Genomic DNA, 15,241 nt, shown 5'->3' with positions numbered 1-15,241 from the left:
ACTCCTCGACGAGGCGATCAGACGGCGAGGACGGATGCCGCCTGCCGCGCGGCGCCGAGCGCCACGTACTCCCCCGGCTCGGGCACCTCGACGGGCAGTCCCAGGACCAGCGGCGCGATCTGGCGCACCGCCTCGGACTGCGCGCCGCCGCCGATGAGCAGCGCGCGCTCCAGCGGAACGCCCAGGCCGCGCAGTGCCGCGAGCCCCGCGGCGAGCCCCGACAGCATGCCTTCGACAGCGGCGCGGGCGAGGTTCTCGCGCGTCGTCGAGGCGAGGGTCATGCCGGTGAGCGACGCCGTGGCGTCGGGCAGGTTCGGCGTGCGCTCCCCCTCGAAGTACGGCACCAGCTGCAGGCCGGCCGCGCCCGGCTGCGCGGCGAGGGCCAGGCGTGAGAGCTCCGCGTGGTCGACGCCGAGGACCCGGGCGATCGCGTCGAGCACGCGCGCGGCGTTCAACGTCGCGACCAGGGGCAGAAAGCGTCCGGTGCAGTCGGCGAACCCCGCGACCGTGCCGGTCGGGTCGATCGTGCGCTCCTCGCTCACCGCGAACACGGTTCCGCTCGTGCCGATCGACACCACGACGTCTCCGGGGCCGGCACCGAGGCCGAGCGCCGCGCCCGCGTTGTCACCCGCGCCGCCGCCGACGCGGCGGCCCGCGGCATCCGTCACCCACTCGTCGGGCCCCAGCACACGCGGCAGCAGCGCATCGTGACCGAGCGCCGCGACCAGCAGCTCGTGGTCGTAGTCGCCGGTCGCGGGATTCCAATACCCGGTGCCCGAGGCGTCCGACCGGTCGGTGACGAGCTCGTCGAGCACCGGTCCGCGCGGCGATTCGCCGGCAGGGCCGAAGCCGCGCAGGCGCCAGGTCAGCCAGTCGTGCGGGAGGGCGACGGCGGCCACGTGGGCCGCGTTCTCGGGCTCGTGGTCGCGCAGCCAGCGCAGCTTCGTGATCGTGAAGGATGCCACGGGCACGAGTCCCGTGCGCCGCGCGAGCTCGTCGGCGCCGAACTCCGCCGTGAGGTCGGCCGCCGCCTGCGCCGAGCGGGTGTCGTTCCACAGCAGGGCATCGCGGATCACCCGCCCATCGGCATCCAGTGCGACCATGCCGTGCTGCTGCCCGCCGACCGCCCACGCCTCGACGTCGTCCACGCCGCCGGCGTCGGCGATCACCGCCTGCAGCGCCGTCCACCACGCCTCGGGATCGACCGAGGTGCCGTCCGGATGCGAGGCGCGCCCCTGCCGCACGACGGCGCCCGTCGCGGCATCCGTCACCAGCACCTTGCACGACTGTGTCGACGAGTCGACTCCGATGACCAGCGTCACTGCTTCTCCTGCCCTAGACCGTGACTTGCCCTATATGTACAACACGCCAGGCGTGTCGCGGACATATAGGGCAAGTCAACTGCGTGTGTGCGTGCGTGTGTGAGGCCCGAGCGGGTCAGCGGGCGCCGAGCAGGTGCTCGGTCGCGAGCTGCTGCAGGCGGACGAAACCGAAGCCCTTGCCGCCGAGGTAGGCGTCGGCGTCGAACTCCTCGTACGCGGAGCGGTCGGCGAGGAAGTCGTCGTACGACTCGCCCTCGTTGAGCGTCGGGATCGAGAGCTCGGCGACGCGCGCGGTCTCGAGCGCCTCCTGCACCTCGGGGTCGGCGCGGAAGGCCGCGGCGCGCTCCTTGAGCAGCAGGTAGGTGCGCATGTTCGCGGCGGCCGAGTCCCAGACGCCGGCCTCGTCCTCGGTGCGCGACGGCTTGTAGTCGAAGTGACGCGGGCCGTCGTAGGACGGGACCCCGCCGGGGCCGCCGTTCTCGAGCAGGTCGACGAGGGCGAACGCGTTGTGCAGGTCGCCGTGGCCGAACACGAGGTCCTGGTCGTACTTGATGCCGCGCTGACCGTTGAGGTCGATGTGGAAGAGCTTGCCGTGGTACAGCGCCTGGGCGATGCCGGCGGCGAAGTTCAGGCCCGCCATCTGCTCGTGGCCGACCTCGGGGTTGAGGCCCACGAGCTCGGGGCGCTCCAGCGAGTCGATGAAGGCGATGGCGTGTCCGAGCGTGGGCAGCAGGATGTCGCCGCGCGGCTCGTTCGGCTTCGGCTCGATCGCGAAGCGGATGTCGTAGCCCTTGTCGGTGACGTAGTCGCCGAGCAGGTTCACGGCCTCGCGGTAGCGCTCGAGCGCGGCGCGGATGTCCTTGGCCGAGTCGTACTCGGCACCTTCGCGGCCACCCCACATGACGAAGGTCTTGGCGCCCAGCTCGGCGCCGAGGTCGAGCTGGCGGAAGACCTTGCGCAGCGCGAAGCGTCGCACCTGCCGGTCGTTCGAGGTGAAGCCTCCGTCCTTGAAGACGGGGGCCGAGAACAGGTTGGTCGTCACCATCGGCACGATGAGGCCGGTGTCGGCCAGCGCGCCCTTGAGGCGGTCGATCTGCGTCTGGCGCTCGGCCTCGGTGGAGCCGAAGGCGAACAGGTCGTCGTCGTGGAAGGTGAGGCCGTAGGCGCCGAGCTCGGCGAGCTTCTCGACGGCGTGGACGACATCGAGCGCGGGGCGGGTCGGTCCGCCGAACGGGTCGGTGCCGTTGTAGCCGATGGTCCAGAGACCGAAGGAGAACTTGTCGGCGCGGGTGGGGGTCGGTCCGGTGGACTGCGTGGGCATGACGCTCCTTTGCGAGAAATGTTGCTGACGACAACCTATACCAGAAAGTCTACGGCGTCCACCGCGCGATCCCCTCCCGGATCCGCCTCTACAGTGAGGGTATGAACGAGCCGGTCGGCAGTCGCCAAGCGAATCTGTCGCGGCTGCTGCGCCTCGCCCATCTCGACGGACCCGTGTCGCGTGCGACGCTGACCGGAGCCACCGGCCTCAACCGCTCGACGATCGCCGACCTGGTGGGCGACCTCGTCGCGCTCGGAGTCGTGGAGGAACGCGCCCCCGACCCCAGCCGTCGCGTCGGCCGTCCGTCTCCGCTCGTGGCCCCGCACCCCCGCGTCGTGACGATCGCCGTGAACCCCGAGGTCGATGCCCTCACGATGGCGGCCGTCGGACTGGATCGCACGGTGCGGCGGCGTGAGCGCCTCGAGATGACCGGACTGCTCGGCCCGGAGGGCACCGCGCAGCTCATCGGCGAGCGCATCGACGCCTGGCGCCAGGACGACCTCGCCGACGCGGCGATCGCCGGGATCGGCGTCGCCGTGCCCGGACTCGTGCGGGCCTCCGACGGCCTCGTCCGCGATGCGCCGCACCTGCGGTGGACCGACACCGCCCTGCGTGAACTCATCGAGTCCGCGACCGGCCTGCCCACCGTCGTCGGCAACGACGCGGCGCTGGGCGTCCTCGCCGAGCACCTGTTCGGCGCCGCCCGCGGCATCGACGATGTGGTCTACCTCAACGGTGGCGCGAGCGGCATCGGCGGCGGCTTGATCGTGCACGGGATGCCGGTGGCCGGCGCCTCCGGCTACTCCGGCGAGTTCGGGCAGAACCGCCCGGGCATCGCCTCCAGCGACGATCGCCGTGCGGGCGCCGGCGTGCTCGAGGACGAGGTGAGCCGCGCACGCCTGCTCGCGGTCCTCGGTCGCGACAACGCCGACGAGCCCACGCTCGCCGCGATGCTGCGCGCGGCGAGTGCGCCCGAGGTCCGCGACGAGATCGCGCGGCAGCGCCGCATCCTGTCCACCGCGCTGGCCAACGCCGTCAACGTGCTGAACCCGAGGGTCGTCGTGCTCGGCGGGTTCCTCGCGACGCTCGCCACCGACGATCTGGACGGGTTCACCGACGCGGTCACCGCTCAGACCATGCCCGCGAACGGCGAAGACCTCGAGATCCGGCCGGCGGCACTCGCCGAGGATCGCCTGCTCATCGGCGCCGCCGAGGCGGCCTTCGCGGAGCTCCTGCGCGACCCGGCAGGCGTCGCGCTGAACTGAGCCCCTGACCCGAGGCGCGCCGAAGCGACCGCGGCTGCCGTCAGGACGGCGGGGCGGTCGTCCCCCGAGGGATGAGCCGCGTCGGCAGCGTGACGTGCGTCGCGGCCGGCACCTCGCCGTCCATCAGGGTGAGCAGCAGGCGTGCCGCCTCGGCGCCCAGGGTCTGCATGGGCTGGCGCACGGTCGACAGGGCCGGTGCGGACTTGGATGCCTCGGGGATGTCGTCGAACCCGATGACCGAGAGGTCGCGCGGCACCGCGAGCCCCAGCTCGGCCGCGACCTTCACGATCTCCATCGCCGAGATGTCGTTGGCGGCGAAGATCGCGGTGGGGCGATCGCCGCGGCGGAGCATCTCGAGCGCGGCGACACGGACGGCGTCCTGACGGTAGCTGCCCGAACCGACGAGGGCGGGATCCACCGAGATGCCGGCATCCGTCAACGACCGCCGATACCCGGCGTCGCGCGCGATCGACGAGCGCAGGTCGGGCCGCCCGGCGATGAAGCCGATGCGGGTGTGACCGAGATCGAGCAGATGACGCGTCGCCTGCAGCGCGCCGCCGTAACTGTCGGACTCGACGGTGGGCAGATCGGCCGGTCCCGTGTGCGGATCGATGGCGACAACCGGCACCTCGGCGCCGACGTTGACCACCGTGGGGGTCACCATGATCGCGCCGTCGATGAGGGTGCCGCTGAGGCGCGACAGCGATCGCCGCTCCCAGCCCTCCGCCGAGCCGTGCGACCCCGAGTACGCGAGGAGGTCGTAGCGGGAGTCGCGCAGCGCCTGTCCGACGCCCTTCAGGATCTCGGCGCTGAACGGCTCGAAGTCGGCGACCAGCACGCCGATCACGCCGGTCGTGCGCGAGCGCATGCTGCTGGCGATGAGACTGGACTCGTAGCCGAGTTCCGCGACCACGGCGAGGACGCGGTCGGCCGTCTCGCTGGCCACGCCGTAGCGGCCGTTCACCGCCTTCGACACGGTCGCGACGGAGACGCCGGCCGCAGCGGCGACATCCGTGATCGTGGGACGACGCTTCATGATCTCGATAGCGTAACGGCATTGAAACCGTTTTCGAAAACGTTTGACAAACTATTTGTTGCGCACGCACGCTTTTGCTTGCTCGGTCGCAGCGCCGAGCAGTGCGCGACCCGATCGCGCCGAACCGCACCCCGGAGCAGAGGTGCTCCTCGATGAAGAGAACGGGAATCACATGATGGGCAAGAGAATCCTCGCGGGTTCCGCAGCACTCGTCGTCGGCGCGCTCGCGCTCGCCGGCTGCAGTGCCGGCGGCTCGGGCGAGAACAGCGACGGCGACGTCCAGATGACGCTCTGGCAGAACTCGACGACCGGCCCCGGCCAGCAGTTCTGGAAGGACGCGATCGCCGCGTTCGAGGACGAGAACCCCGGCGTCACGATCAAGATGCAGTCGGTCCAGAACGAGGACATGGACGGAAAGCTGCAGACGGCGCTGAACGCGGGCGACGCCCCCGACATCTTCCTCCAGCGCGGCGGCGGCAAGATGACCGCGATGGTCAACGCCGGCCAGCTGATGGATCTGACCGACGCCATCTCGGACGACATCAAGAGCGAGATCCCCGAAGGCTCGTTCGCCGCCGAGACGTACCAGGACAAGGTGTGGGCGATGCCGCTCTCGGTGCTTCCGGGCGGCTTCTTCTACAGCCAGGACGCCTTCGACAACGCCGGGATCACCGAGGCTCCCGCGTCTATCGATGACCTCAAGGGCGCGGTGGAGAGCCTCAAGGAGACCGGCATCGAGCCGATCGCCCTCGGCGCCAAGGCCGCCTGGCCCGCCGCGCACTGGTACTACTTCTTCGCGATCCGCGAGTGCAGCCCCGAGGTCATCGAGGAGACCGGCGACACGAAGGACTTCAGCGACGAGTGCTGGCTGCGCGCCGGCGAGGACCTGCAGGACTTCGCGGCGATCGACCCGTTCAACGACGGCTTCCTCACCACCGAGCCCCAGCAGGGCGCGGGCAGCTCGGCCGGCCTCATCGCCAACCGTCAGGCCGCGATGGAGCTCATGGGCGCGTGGGACCCGGGCGTGATCGCCTCGCTGACGCCCGACGAGAAGCCGCTTCCCGACCTCGCATGGTTCCCCTTCCCCGAGATCTCGGGCGGCGACGGTGAGCCCGGCTCGATGATGGGCGGCGTCGACGGGTACTCGTGCTCGGTCGATGCTCCGAAGGAGTGCGCGGACTTCCTGAACTTCGTCGCCAGCTCCGACCAGCAGACCGCCTACTACAAGGCCTTCAACTCGCCGCCGGTCAACACCGTGGCGCAGGAAGCCGTCACCGAGCCGTACCTGCAGCAGATCCTCGAGGCGTACAACAACGCTCCGTTCGTCTCGCAGTGGCTCGACACGGTGCTGGGCCAGAACGTCGGCAACGCGCTGAACGTCGCGGTCGTCGACATGCTCGCCGGCAACAGCGACCCCGAGAAGCTCGTCGCAGCGGTCAACGCGGCAGGCAAGCAGGGCTGATCGTGTCTACCCGCGAGATGTCTTCTGACGCTCGCGGTCTTGCAGAGCACGGCGGGGGCGGCATCACGCCGCCCCCGTCGGTGCCGCAGGGCCGCCGGCGCCCCCGAGGCCTAGGCTGGGCCGGCCGCCTCGAGGTCATGATCCTGGTGGGGCCGGCCCTGATCTTCTTCGTCGGCTTCGTGATCTTCCCGGTCATCATGGCCGCGTACTACGGGTTCTTCCGCTGGTCGGGCTTCGGACCGGCGACCGACTTCATCGGCCTGCAGAACTACGTCACGATCTTCACCGACCCGATCTTCCAGCAGGCGCTGGGGCACAACGCCTTCATCGTCGTCGCGTCGCTGGTGCTCCAGGGCCCGGTCGCGATCCTGCTGGCGCTGCTGCTCAACCGCAGGATGCGCGGCCAGTCCCTGATCCGCGTGCTCATCTTCGTCCCCTACGTGATCGCCGAGGTCATCGTCGGCACCGGCTTCAGCCTCATGCTGGCGACCAACGGCGCGGTGAACGGCTTCCTCGAGAAGGTCGGTCTGACCTGGCTCGCACAGGACTGGCTCGCCGACCCGAGCATCGCCATCTGGACGCTGATGGCGATCCTGACGTGGAAGTACATCGGCTTCGCCGTCATCCTCTTCCTCGCGGGGCTCCAGGGGATTCCCCAGGAGCTGTACGAGGCCGCCGCGATCGACGGCGCGTCCTACTGGCAGATCCAGCGCACCATCACCCTGCCGCTGCTGGGACCCACCCTGCGCATCTGGGCGTTCCTCTCGATCATCGGGGCGCTGCAGCTGTTCGACCTCGTCTACATCATCTGGGGTCAGTACGTGTCGTCCGTCGCGGGCACCAACACGATGGCGATCTACATGGTCGCGACCGGACGCAACTCCGGGAACTTCGGGTACGGCAGCGCCGTCGCCGTGGTCATCTTCGTCATCTCGCTGGTGGTCGCCCTGATCTACCAGCGCACGATCCTGCGCCGCGACACCGCGGGGGCCATCACAGAGAGGGGCGTCAAGTGAGCACCACGGACTCGATGAGCACCCGCACCATCACGCTTCGCGACACCGTTCCCGGACGCCGCCGCGACGTCGACAAGCTCCCGTGGGGCAGCCCGGCGGTCTACTTCATCGCGCTGGTCATCATCGCCCTGATGCTCGGGCCCGTGCTCTACATCATCATCGGCGGCTTCCGCACGAACTCCGAGATCACCGTCGACCCGTCGGGCATGCCGGTGAGCTGGAACCCGCAGAACTACATCGACGTTCTGACCAGCGGGCTGTTCTGGACCGAAGTGCTGAACTCGACGATGGTCGCCCTTGCGACGACCGTCGGCGCGGTGGTGCTCGGCCTCATGGCGAGCTACGTGATCGCCCGGTACAGCTTCGTCGGCCGCGGCGCGCTGTATGCGCTGTTCGCCGCCGGCCTGATGTTCCCGATCACCGTGGCGATCACGCCGCTGTACATCGTGGTGCGGAACCTCGGGCTCATGAACACGCTGCCGGGGGTCATCCTGCCCCAGATCGCGTTCGCACTGCCCACGACGATCATCATCCTCGTTCCGTTCCTGAAGGCCATCCCCGACGAGATCCAGGAGGCCGCGTACATCGACGGATGCGGTCGCCTGTCGTTCTTCTGGCGGATGGTGCTCCCGCTCGCGGTGCCCGGCGTCATCACCGTCGGCATCCTCGCGTTCATCGGAAGCTGGAACGGCTACCTGCTGCCGCTGTTCATCCTGAACGACGAAGCGCAGTTCACCCTCCCGCTGGGGGTCCAGGCGTTCTCGTCGCAGTACTCGGTCGACACGGCCAAGGTGCTCGCCTTCACGTCGCTGTCGATGCTGCCCGCGCTGGTGTTCTTCAGCCTGTTCGAGCGGCGGATCGTCGGCGGTCTGACGGGGGCGGTCAAGGGATGAGCGACGTCGTGATGCCCGCGGTCTCGCCGCGGGTGCAGTCCCTCCACGCGCAGATGACGCTGGAGGAGAAGCTCGCGCAGCTCGTCGGCTACTGGGTCGACAAGGGCGGCGAAGTCGTCGCGCCGATGGCCGGAGAACGCGGCAACAGCGGTCCGTACGAGGAGGCGACGGCCCACGGGCTCGGTCACCTCACCCGCGTGTACGGCACGCGGCCGGTGGAGCCGATCGCCCGTGCCGAGTGGCTCTGGGCGGAGCAGCGACGCCTGCGCACCGAGACCCGCCTGGGAATCCCGGCGATCGTGCACGAGGAATGCCTCACGGGTCTCGCGGCGTGGAAGGCCGCGACGTTCCCGACCCCGCTGGCATGGGGCGCGGCCTTCGATCCCGACCTGACCGAGGAGCTCGGCGCCGCGATCGGCCGGTCCATGGTCGCGCTCGGGATCCACCAGGGCCTCGCCCCCGTGCTCGACGTCGTCACCGACCCCCGCTGGGGTCGCGTCGACGAGTGCATCGCCGAGGATCCCTACGTCGTCGCCACCATCGGCACCGCGTACGTGCGAGGGCTGCAGTCGGCCGGAGTCGACGCGACCCTGAAGCACTTCGCCGGGTACTCCGCCTCGCAGGCGGGCCGCAACCATGCGCCCGTTCACATGGGCCGGCGTCGGCTGCAGGACGTGGTGCTGCCGCCCTTCGAGATGGCGATCCGCGACGGCGGCGTGCGGTCGGTCATGAACTCGTATGCCGAGATCGACGGTGTTCCCGTCGCCTCGGACCCGACCCTCTTGACCGACCTGCTCCGCGATGAGTGGGGCTTCGAGGGCACGGTCGTCGCCGACTACTTCTCGGTGGCGTTCCTGCACACGCTCCACGGTGTGGCGGCCGATCTCGGCGAGGCTGCCGTGCTGGCCCTCCGCGCCGGGATCGACGTCGAGCTGCCCACGGCGGACGCGTTCGCCGCGCCGCTGCGGGACCGGCTCGCCGCGCACCCGGAGGAGGTGGAGCTCGTCGACCGCGCCGTTCTCCGCGTGCTCGCGCAGAAGGAGCGGCTCGGCCTGCTCGACGCGGACTTCGCGTCGCCGCCCGCCGACATCGACCTGGACGATCCCGCGCTGCGTGCGCTGGCCCGCCGGACCGCCGAGGAATCGGTCGTCCTGCTGACCAACGACGGCCTGCTGCCGCTGGCGACGCCGGGCCGGATCGCGCTCATCGGGCCCAACGCGGACTCCGCAGAGTCGCTCATGGGGTGCTACTCCTTCGCGAACCACGTGCTCGCGCATCACCCGGGCACGCCGCTCGGCTTCGAGATGCCGACCATCGCCGAGGCGGTGCGCGGCGAGTTCGCCGGCACCGACGTGGTGGTGGAGCGCGGGTGCGAGGTCGAGGACCCCGATACGAGCGGGATCGCCGCGGCCGCGGAGGCGGCGGCAGCCGCCGATGTGGCGATCGTCGTCGTCGGCGACCGCGCCGGCTTGTTCGGCCGCGGCACCGTGGGCGAGGGCAACGACGTCGACGACCTCGAACTGCCCGGGGCACAGCGACGTCTCGTCGAGGCGGTCATCGCAACCGGGACGCCGACCACCGTCCTGGTGGTCTCGGGACGCCCCTACGCGATCGGCTGGATGCTCGAGGGGCCGGGCGCCCCGAGCGCGGTGCTGCAGGCCTTCTTCCCGGGCGAGGAGGGCGGACCTGCCATCGCGGGGATCCTCTCCGGCCGCACGCAGCCGTCGGGGCACCTGCCCGTGTCGCTCCCCCGGTCGGCGGGCGCGCAGCCCTACACGTACCTGCACCCGGTGCTGGGCGGGCCGACCGAGATCACGAGCGCCGACAACACGCCGGCCCTGCCCTTCGGCCACGGTCTGACGTACACGACGTTCGAGCGCGCATCGCTGCAGGCGACGGATGCCGCGACCGACGGCATCCTGGATGTCTCGGTCGTCGTCGCCAACACCGGAGACCGGCCGGGGACCGACGTCGTGCAGCTGTACGCGCGGGACCGCGTCGCGTCGGTCACCCGTCCGGTCGCGCAGCTGCTCGCGTACCAGCGCGTGTCGCTGGAGCCCGGCGAGTCGGTGTCGGTGCGCTTCGCCGTGCCGGCGGCGCGCCTGGCGTTCACCGGGCGCGAAGGTCGCCGCATCGTCGAGCCGGGCGCGATCGACCTGTGGGTCGGTCCCTCGTGCGCGCAGCGCGACGCGGAGGCCCAGGTCGAGCTGACCGGCGCCGTGCACGTGGTGACGTCGGCCGATCCCCGCGCCGCGACCGCGACGGTCCGGACCGGAGCGGACGCCCTGCCCGCGCGCTGACCCGGATCGACAGAGGGCCCCGCGGCATCGCGCCGCGGGGCCCTCTCCGTGCCGTCGTGCGCCCGGCTACGCCAGGTCGAGCTCCACCGTCGCGAAGGAGTGCGGGGGCAGCGTCACGGTCAGCACACCGGCTTCGATCGACGTCTCGAGCGACGCCGGCGCCACGGCGTCGGGGCTCTCGGGAGTGTTGTGGGCCGCGGCATCCGTCCCCGTCAGCACACGCGCGCGACGCACCCACGCTCCGCGACCCCGCAGGTCGACGCGCACGTCGAGCGGAGCGTCGAGCGACAGGTTGGAGAGCGACACCAGCGCGGAGTCGTCCCGTGTCGAGGCCGACACCGACAGCCCTGGCACGTCGTCTGCGGCGGCGGGCGCCGACAGGACGTGCGCGGCGAGCGCGGTCGCATCGTGGTGCCCGCGGTTCATCTCGAACACGTGGTAGGTGGGGGTGAGCACCATCGCGCCGTCGTCGTCGGTGAGGATCATCGCCTGCAGCACGTTGAGGGTCTGCGCGATGTTCGCCATCTTCAGGCGCCCGGCGTGGCGATGGAAGGCGTCGAAGTGAACCGCGGCGACCAGGGCGTCGCGCACGGTGTTCTGCTGGAACAGGAAGCCGGGATTGGTGCCGGGCTCGACGTTCCACCAGGTGCCCCACTCGTCGAGGATGAGTCCCACTTTGCGATCCGGGTCGTACGAGTCCATGACGGCCTCATGTCGGCGGATGACCCGCTCGACGTCGAGCGCCTTGCGCATCGTGCCGTAGAACTGCTCCGGCGCGAACGACGTCGCCGACTCGGTGTTGATGCCTGCGCCGGCATGCGAGTAGTAGTGGAACGAGACGCCCTGGAACACCGGCGCCGGCTGCGAGCCGCACGTGAGGCAGCCGAGCGACTCCATGAGGGCGCGCGTCCACGTGATGTCGTCGTCGGAGGCGCCGGCGGCGATGCGGTACAGCTCGTTGCCGCCGTGGTTGCGGCAGAAGGTGCCGTAGCGGCGCGCCTCGAGCGCGTACTGCTCGGCGGTCATGTTGCCGCCGCAGCCCCATGCCTCGTTGCCGATGCCCCAGAACGGCACCTGCCACGGCTCGTCGCGGCCGTTCTCGCGCCGCAGCCGCGCCATCGGCGAGTCACCGTCGCGCGTCAGGTACTCGACCCATTCGCTCATCTCGCGCACCGTGCCGCTGCCGACGTTGCCGTTGACGTACGCGTCGGCGCCGAGCATCTCGCACAGGTCCATGAACTCGTGCGTGCCGAAGTGGTTGTTCTCGACGACGTCGCCCCAGTGCGAGTTGATCATCTGCGGACGGTCCTCACGGGGGCCGATGCCGTCTCGCCAGTGGTACTCGTCGGCGAAGCAGCCGCCCGGCCAGCGGAGGTTCGGGATGTCGAGCGCCCTCAGCGCCTCCACGACGTCGGAGCGGATGCCGCGCACGTTCGGGATCGCGGAGTCCTCGCCGACCCAGAAGCCGCCGTAGACGCAGCGGCCGAGGTGCTCGGCGAAGTGGCCGTAGAGGTGACGGCTGATGACGTCGCCGGGGACGTCGAGGTCGATGACGGCGCGGGCCGTGGTCACAGATTTCTCCACTCGGATGCGGGGGTCAGCGGAACGAGGGCCGGGCGCTCGGCCGTGGTGCGCAACGAGACGCGTTCGCCCGAGGCGGCCGAGTCCGACAGGGCCGTCATGATCTCGAGGACGTGCAGCGCGATCGCCCCGCTCGCCCGGTGGTGGCCGGCGACGAAGTCCAGCAGGCCGATGCCGCGGCCGGCGTCGGCGTACCCGGCCGACGGCTCGAGGGTCTCCCACGAGCCGCCCCTCGGATGCAGCTGGACCTCCCCCACGAACATGTTGGGGTCGGGCACGATCAGCGATCCCTCGACGCCGTGCACCTCGATCGGCGCCGCGGTCGATCGCACGCCGTCGAAGCTCATGGTCACGGTCGAGATCGCGCCGGACGCGTGGTGCAGGATGCCGGTCAGGTGGGTGTCGACCTCGACCCCGATGCTCTCACCGGCCCTCGGCCCGGTGGCGATCACACGGACGTCGCGCGACCGCGATGCGGCGCCCGACACCGCCTCGACCGGTCCGAGCAGTTGCACGAGCGACGTGACGTAGTAGGGCCCCATGTCGAGCAGCGGGCCGCCGCCCTCGCGGTAGTAGAAGTCGGGCTGCGGATGCCACGCCTCGTGGCCCGCCGAGATCCACATCGCGGACGCCGACACCGGCCGCCCGATCCGCCCCTCGTCGATCGCCGCACGCGCCGTCTGGACGCCGGTGCCGAGCACCGTGTCGGGCGCACTCCCGACGCGGACGCCCGCGGCGGCTGCGGCATCCATCACCCGCGCCGCGTCCGCGAGCGTCGCAGCCAGGGGCTTCTCGCCGAAGACGTCCTTGCCGTGCGCGATGGCGGCCAGCGCCACCTCGGCGTGCGCGGCGGGGATGGTGAGGTTGAGGACGGTGCCGACGCCGGGATCGGCGAGCAGTTCGTCGGTGCCGAGCGCACGGCATCCGGGGATGCTGTCGGCCGCGGCCTGCGCCCGCGACGCGTCGAGATCGGCCACGGCGGCGATCCGCACGCCGTCCACTGCGAGGAGCGTCTCGAGGTACTGGCGGGAGATGACGCCGAGTCCGACGATGCCGATGTCGGTCGCGGTGCCGGCGGTCATGCTGCCGGCGGTCATCGCGCGGCCCACAGGATGCCGCGCTCGATGATCGTGCGGACGTTGGCGTCCTGCAGCACGTCGAGGCTGTGGCCCGGCGTCGACACGAAGACGCGGCCCTGGCCCCAGTCCCGCGTCCACACGGCCGGCGAGGTGATGGGCCGGTGCCACGGGTGGTACGGCTGCACCGGGTGGGTGGTCGTGGCCAGCACGTCGATGAGGTCGTCGTGGAGCACCCAGTACTGCTCGGTCGTGAGCCGGAAGTCCTCGATGCCGGCGGTGATCTCGTGCCGGCGACCCAGGTCGGTGATCTCCACCGTGTACTCCAGGTAGTTGTCGGTCTGATCGCCGTGCACCTCGTCAGGGTGCTTCGAGGGGTGGGTCGCGAACTGGCCGCCGACGAGCTGGAGGTAGTCCGAGCTCGCGCGGAACGAGTCGGCGATGCCGCCGTGCCAGCCGGCGAGTCCCGTGCCGGCGGCGACGGCTTCGCGCAGGCCCTTCACTGCCTCGTTCGAGGCCTGCGACATGGTCACGGACTGCAGTACGAGGTCGGTCGCGGCCATGCGGTCGGCATCGGCGTAGACCTGCGGGTCTTCTTCGATGGTGACGTCGAAGCCGCTGTCACGGAGGAACGGCAGGAACAGCTCGGTCGCCTCGACCGGGTGATGGCCGTCCCATCCGCCACGGACGACGAGGGCGGTGCGGGTCATGAGGGGTTCCCTTCCAGGGGGTGTTCGGGGGCGGCGGCCGTGGCGACCGTCGTCAGGATGCTGTCGTGCGCGGCGCTCTGCTCGACCGCGGCGAGCACGCGCTGCACCTGGGTCGCGTCGGCGAAGGTGGGCGACACCGGGATCTCACCGGCGACGGCGCGGACGAAGTCGACGGCCTGGTGCGTGAACAGGTGCTCGTAGCCGAGTCCGTGCCCGACGGGCCACCAGGCGCCGGCATACGGATGCTGCGCCTCGGTGACCTGCACGCGCCGGAAGCCCTGCGCGACATCTGCGGCGGCGTCGTACACCTCGAGCTCGTTCATCCGCTCGAAGTCGAACGCGATCGCGCCGCGGTCGCCGTTGATCTCGATGCGGTTGGCGTTGCGCCGTCCGGTCGCCAGGCGCGTCGCCTCGAAGACGCCGAGGGCGCCGCCGTCGAAGTGGGCGGTGAACGCGGCGGCGTCGTCGACGGTGACGGGAAGCCGGTCGGACGTGTCGGCGGCGACGCCGCCGAGGCCCTCGACCTCCCCGCGGCGGGGCCGCGACGTGACGAAGGTGCGCAGGGTCGCCGAGACCCCGGTGATGTCCTGGCCGGTGAGCCACTGGGCCGTGTCGATGCTGTGAGCGCCGATGTCGCCCAGCGCGCCGGAGCCCGCTCGATCGCGGTCCAGGCGCCAGGTGTGGGGCGCGTCCGGGTCGCTCAGCCAGTCCTGCAGATACTGCGCCCGCACGTGACGGATCTCGCCGACGCGGCCCGCCGCGATGAGCTCGCGTGCGAGGGTGAGCGCGGGGGTGCGGCGGTAGCTGAAGCCGCACATGGCGACCGAGCCCGCGCGGGATGCGGCATCCGTCATCTCCTCCGCCTCGGCCACCGAGTTCGCCAGCGGCTTCTCGCACAGCACGTGCTTGCCGGCCGCCAAGGCGGCGAGCGCGATCTCGGCGTGGGTCTGGCCGGGGGTGCAGATGTCGATCACGTCGATGTCGTCGCGTTCGACGGCCTCTCGCCAGTCGACCGTGTGTTCCGGCCACTCCCAGCGGGCCGCGGCCTCCGCTGTGGCGTCGGGGCGGTGCCCGACGAGCAGCGTCGGCTCCGGCGTCAGCGGGAGATCGAAGAAGCGCGGCGCGGTGCGCCAGGCGTGGGTGTGCATGCGGCCCATGAAGCCGGTGCCGATCAGTGCGATCCGCAGCGGCGATGTCGTCGTCGTCATCGGGTGTGCCCTTTCCAGCCACAGACGATGCCACCGCCGGCCCGGCGTCGC

At 70.9% G+C, this 15,241-nt stretch carries 12 protein-coding genes; 5 read left to right on the top strand and 7 right to left on the bottom strand.

Annotated features, from left to right (window positions below):
- Positions 1-17: 17 nt before the first annotated feature.
- The gene (xylB, locus tag NCG93_RS07360) at positions 18-1,322 is read right to left on the bottom strand and encodes a xylulokinase (RefSeq protein WP_194414600.1); all 1,305 of its coding nucleotides are present in this window, start codon (positions 1,320-1,322) and stop codon (positions 18-20) included.
- A gap of 115 nt (positions 1,323-1,437) precedes the next feature.
- The gene (gene xylA / locus NCG93_RS07355) at positions 1,438-2,643 is read right to left on the bottom strand and encodes a xylose isomerase (RefSeq protein WP_194414601.1); all 1,206 of its coding nucleotides are present in this window, start codon (positions 2,641-2,643) and stop codon (positions 1,438-1,440) included.
- Between the two features lie 101 nt (positions 2,644-2,744).
- On the opposite strand from xylA, the gene NCG93_RS07350 reads away from it, so the two are divergent.
- Positions 2,745-3,908 carry an ROK family protein gene (locus NCG93_RS07350; protein ID WP_194414602.1) on the top strand — a complete coding sequence of 388 codons (1,164 nt, stop codon included), beginning with the start codon at positions 2,745-2,747 and terminating at the stop codon, positions 3,906-3,908.
- A gap of 40 nt (positions 3,909-3,948) precedes the next feature.
- On the opposite strand, the gene NCG93_RS07345 is transcribed toward NCG93_RS07350, so the two are convergent.
- A complete protein-coding gene (locus NCG93_RS07345; protein ID WP_194414603.1) occupies positions 3,949-4,944 on the bottom strand; it encodes a LacI family DNA-binding transcriptional regulator in 996 nt (331 codons plus the stop codon).
- A 172-nt stretch (positions 4,945-5,116) separates the two neighbouring features.
- Here NCG93_RS07345 and NCG93_RS07340 point away from each other — a divergent pair, with 172 nt between their 5' ends.
- From NCG93_RS07340 to NCG93_RS07325, 4 genes are read left to right on the top strand one after another with little or no spacing between them, the layout of a single operon-like run.
- Positions 5,117-6,406, top strand: coding sequence for an ABC transporter substrate-binding protein (locus NCG93_RS07340; RefSeq protein WP_194414604.1), 1,290 nt, complete (start codon positions 5,117-5,119; stop codon positions 6,404-6,406).
- Positions 6,407-6,423: 17 nt separating this feature from the next.
- Positions 6,424-7,422 (top strand): carbohydrate ABC transporter permease, encoded by a 999-nt coding sequence (locus tag NCG93_RS07335; RefSeq protein WP_194414605.1) that lies wholly within the window; start codon positions 6,424-6,426, stop codon positions 7,420-7,422.
- Between the two features lie 14 nt (positions 7,423-7,436).
- Positions 7,437-8,315 carry a carbohydrate ABC transporter permease gene (locus NCG93_RS07330; RefSeq protein WP_194414988.1) on the top strand — a complete coding sequence of 293 codons (879 nt, stop codon included), beginning with the start codon at positions 7,437-7,439 and terminating at the stop codon, positions 8,313-8,315.
- The gene (locus NCG93_RS07325) at positions 8,312-10,615 is read left to right on the top strand and encodes a beta-xylosidase/alpha-l-arabinosidase (RefSeq protein WP_194414606.1); all 2,304 of its coding nucleotides are present in this window, start codon (positions 8,312-8,314) and stop codon (positions 10,613-10,615) included. The genes NCG93_RS07330 and NCG93_RS07325 overlap by 4 nt, the downstream gene beginning before the upstream one ends.
- Positions 10,616-10,681: 66 nt before the next feature.
- On the opposite strand, the gene NCG93_RS07320 is transcribed toward NCG93_RS07325, so the two are convergent.
- Genes NCG93_RS07320 through NCG93_RS07305 form a run of 4 tightly spaced genes read right to left on the bottom strand, consistent with a single transcriptional unit; the run spans position 10,682 to position 15,190 of the window.
- Positions 10,682-12,187: an alpha-N-arabinofuranosidase gene (locus NCG93_RS07320; RefSeq protein WP_194414607.1), complete on the bottom strand. Its 1,506-nt coding sequence runs from the start codon at positions 12,185-12,187 to the stop codon at positions 10,682-10,684.
- Positions 12,184-13,293, bottom strand: coding sequence for a Gfo/Idh/MocA family protein (locus tag NCG93_RS07315; RefSeq protein ID WP_241741897.1), 1,110 nt, complete (start codon positions 13,291-13,293; stop codon positions 12,184-12,186). Before NCG93_RS07315 ends, NCG93_RS07320 begins: the two co-directional genes overlap by 4 nt.
- A complete protein-coding gene (locus NCG93_RS07310) occupies positions 13,290-13,982 on the bottom strand; it encodes a ThuA domain-containing protein (protein WP_194414608.1) in 693 nt (230 codons plus the stop codon). Before NCG93_RS07310 ends, NCG93_RS07315 begins: the two co-directional genes overlap by 4 nt.
- On the bottom strand, positions 13,979-15,190 hold the full coding sequence (locus NCG93_RS07305) for a Gfo/Idh/MocA family protein (protein ID WP_194414609.1): 1,212 nt from the start codon (positions 15,188-15,190) through the stop codon (positions 13,979-13,981). The genes NCG93_RS07310 and NCG93_RS07305 overlap by 4 nt, the downstream gene beginning before the upstream one ends.
- Positions 15,191-15,241: the final 51 nt, after the last annotated feature.

Source organism: Microbacterium yannicii, assembly GCF_024055635.1.
Lineage (GTDB): Bacteria > Actinomycetota > Actinomycetes > Actinomycetales > Microbacteriaceae > Microbacterium > Microbacterium yannicii.
Note: the sequence above shows the minus strand (reverse complement) of the source record. Positions and strands in the feature narration are given on the sequence as shown.

What these genes read in the sequence shown, in the direction of transcription:
- NCG93_RS07325 (WP_194414606.1), top strand. Translation starts at nt 8,312, where the DNA reads ATGAGCGACGTCGTGATGCCCGCGGTCTCGCCGCGGGTGCAGTCCCTC.
- NCG93_RS07345 (WP_194414603.1), bottom strand. Translation starts at nt 4,944, where the DNA reads ATGAAGCGTCGTCCCACGATCACGGATGTCGCCGCTGCGGCCGGCGTC.
- xylA (WP_194414601.1), bottom strand. Translation starts at nt 2,643, where the DNA reads ATGCCCACGCAGTCCACCGGACCGACCCCCACCCGCGCCGACAAGTTC.
- NCG93_RS07340 (WP_194414604.1), top strand. Translation starts at nt 5,117, where the DNA reads ATGATGGGCAAGAGAATCCTCGCGGGTTCCGCAGCACTCGTCGTCGGC.
- NCG93_RS07305 (WP_194414609.1), bottom strand. Translation starts at nt 15,190, where the DNA reads ATGACGACGACGACATCGCCGCTGCGGATCGCACTGATCGGCACCGGC.
- NCG93_RS07335 (WP_194414605.1), top strand. Translation starts at nt 6,424, where the DNA reads ATGTCTTCTGACGCTCGCGGTCTTGCAGAGCACGGCGGGGGCGGCATC.
- NCG93_RS07350 (WP_194414602.1), top strand. Translation starts at nt 2,745, where the DNA reads ATGAACGAGCCGGTCGGCAGTCGCCAAGCGAATCTGTCGCGGCTGCTG.
- NCG93_RS07330 (WP_194414988.1), top strand. Translation starts at nt 7,437, where the DNA reads ATGAGCACCCGCACCATCACGCTTCGCGACACCGTTCCCGGACGCCGC.
- NCG93_RS07315 (WP_241741897.1), bottom strand. Translation starts at nt 13,293, where the DNA reads ATGACCGCCGGCAGCATGACCGCCGGCACCGCGACCGACATCGGCATC.
- NCG93_RS07310 (WP_194414608.1), bottom strand. Translation starts at nt 13,982, where the DNA reads ATGACCCGCACCGCCCTCGTCGTCCGTGGCGGATGGGACGGCCATCAC.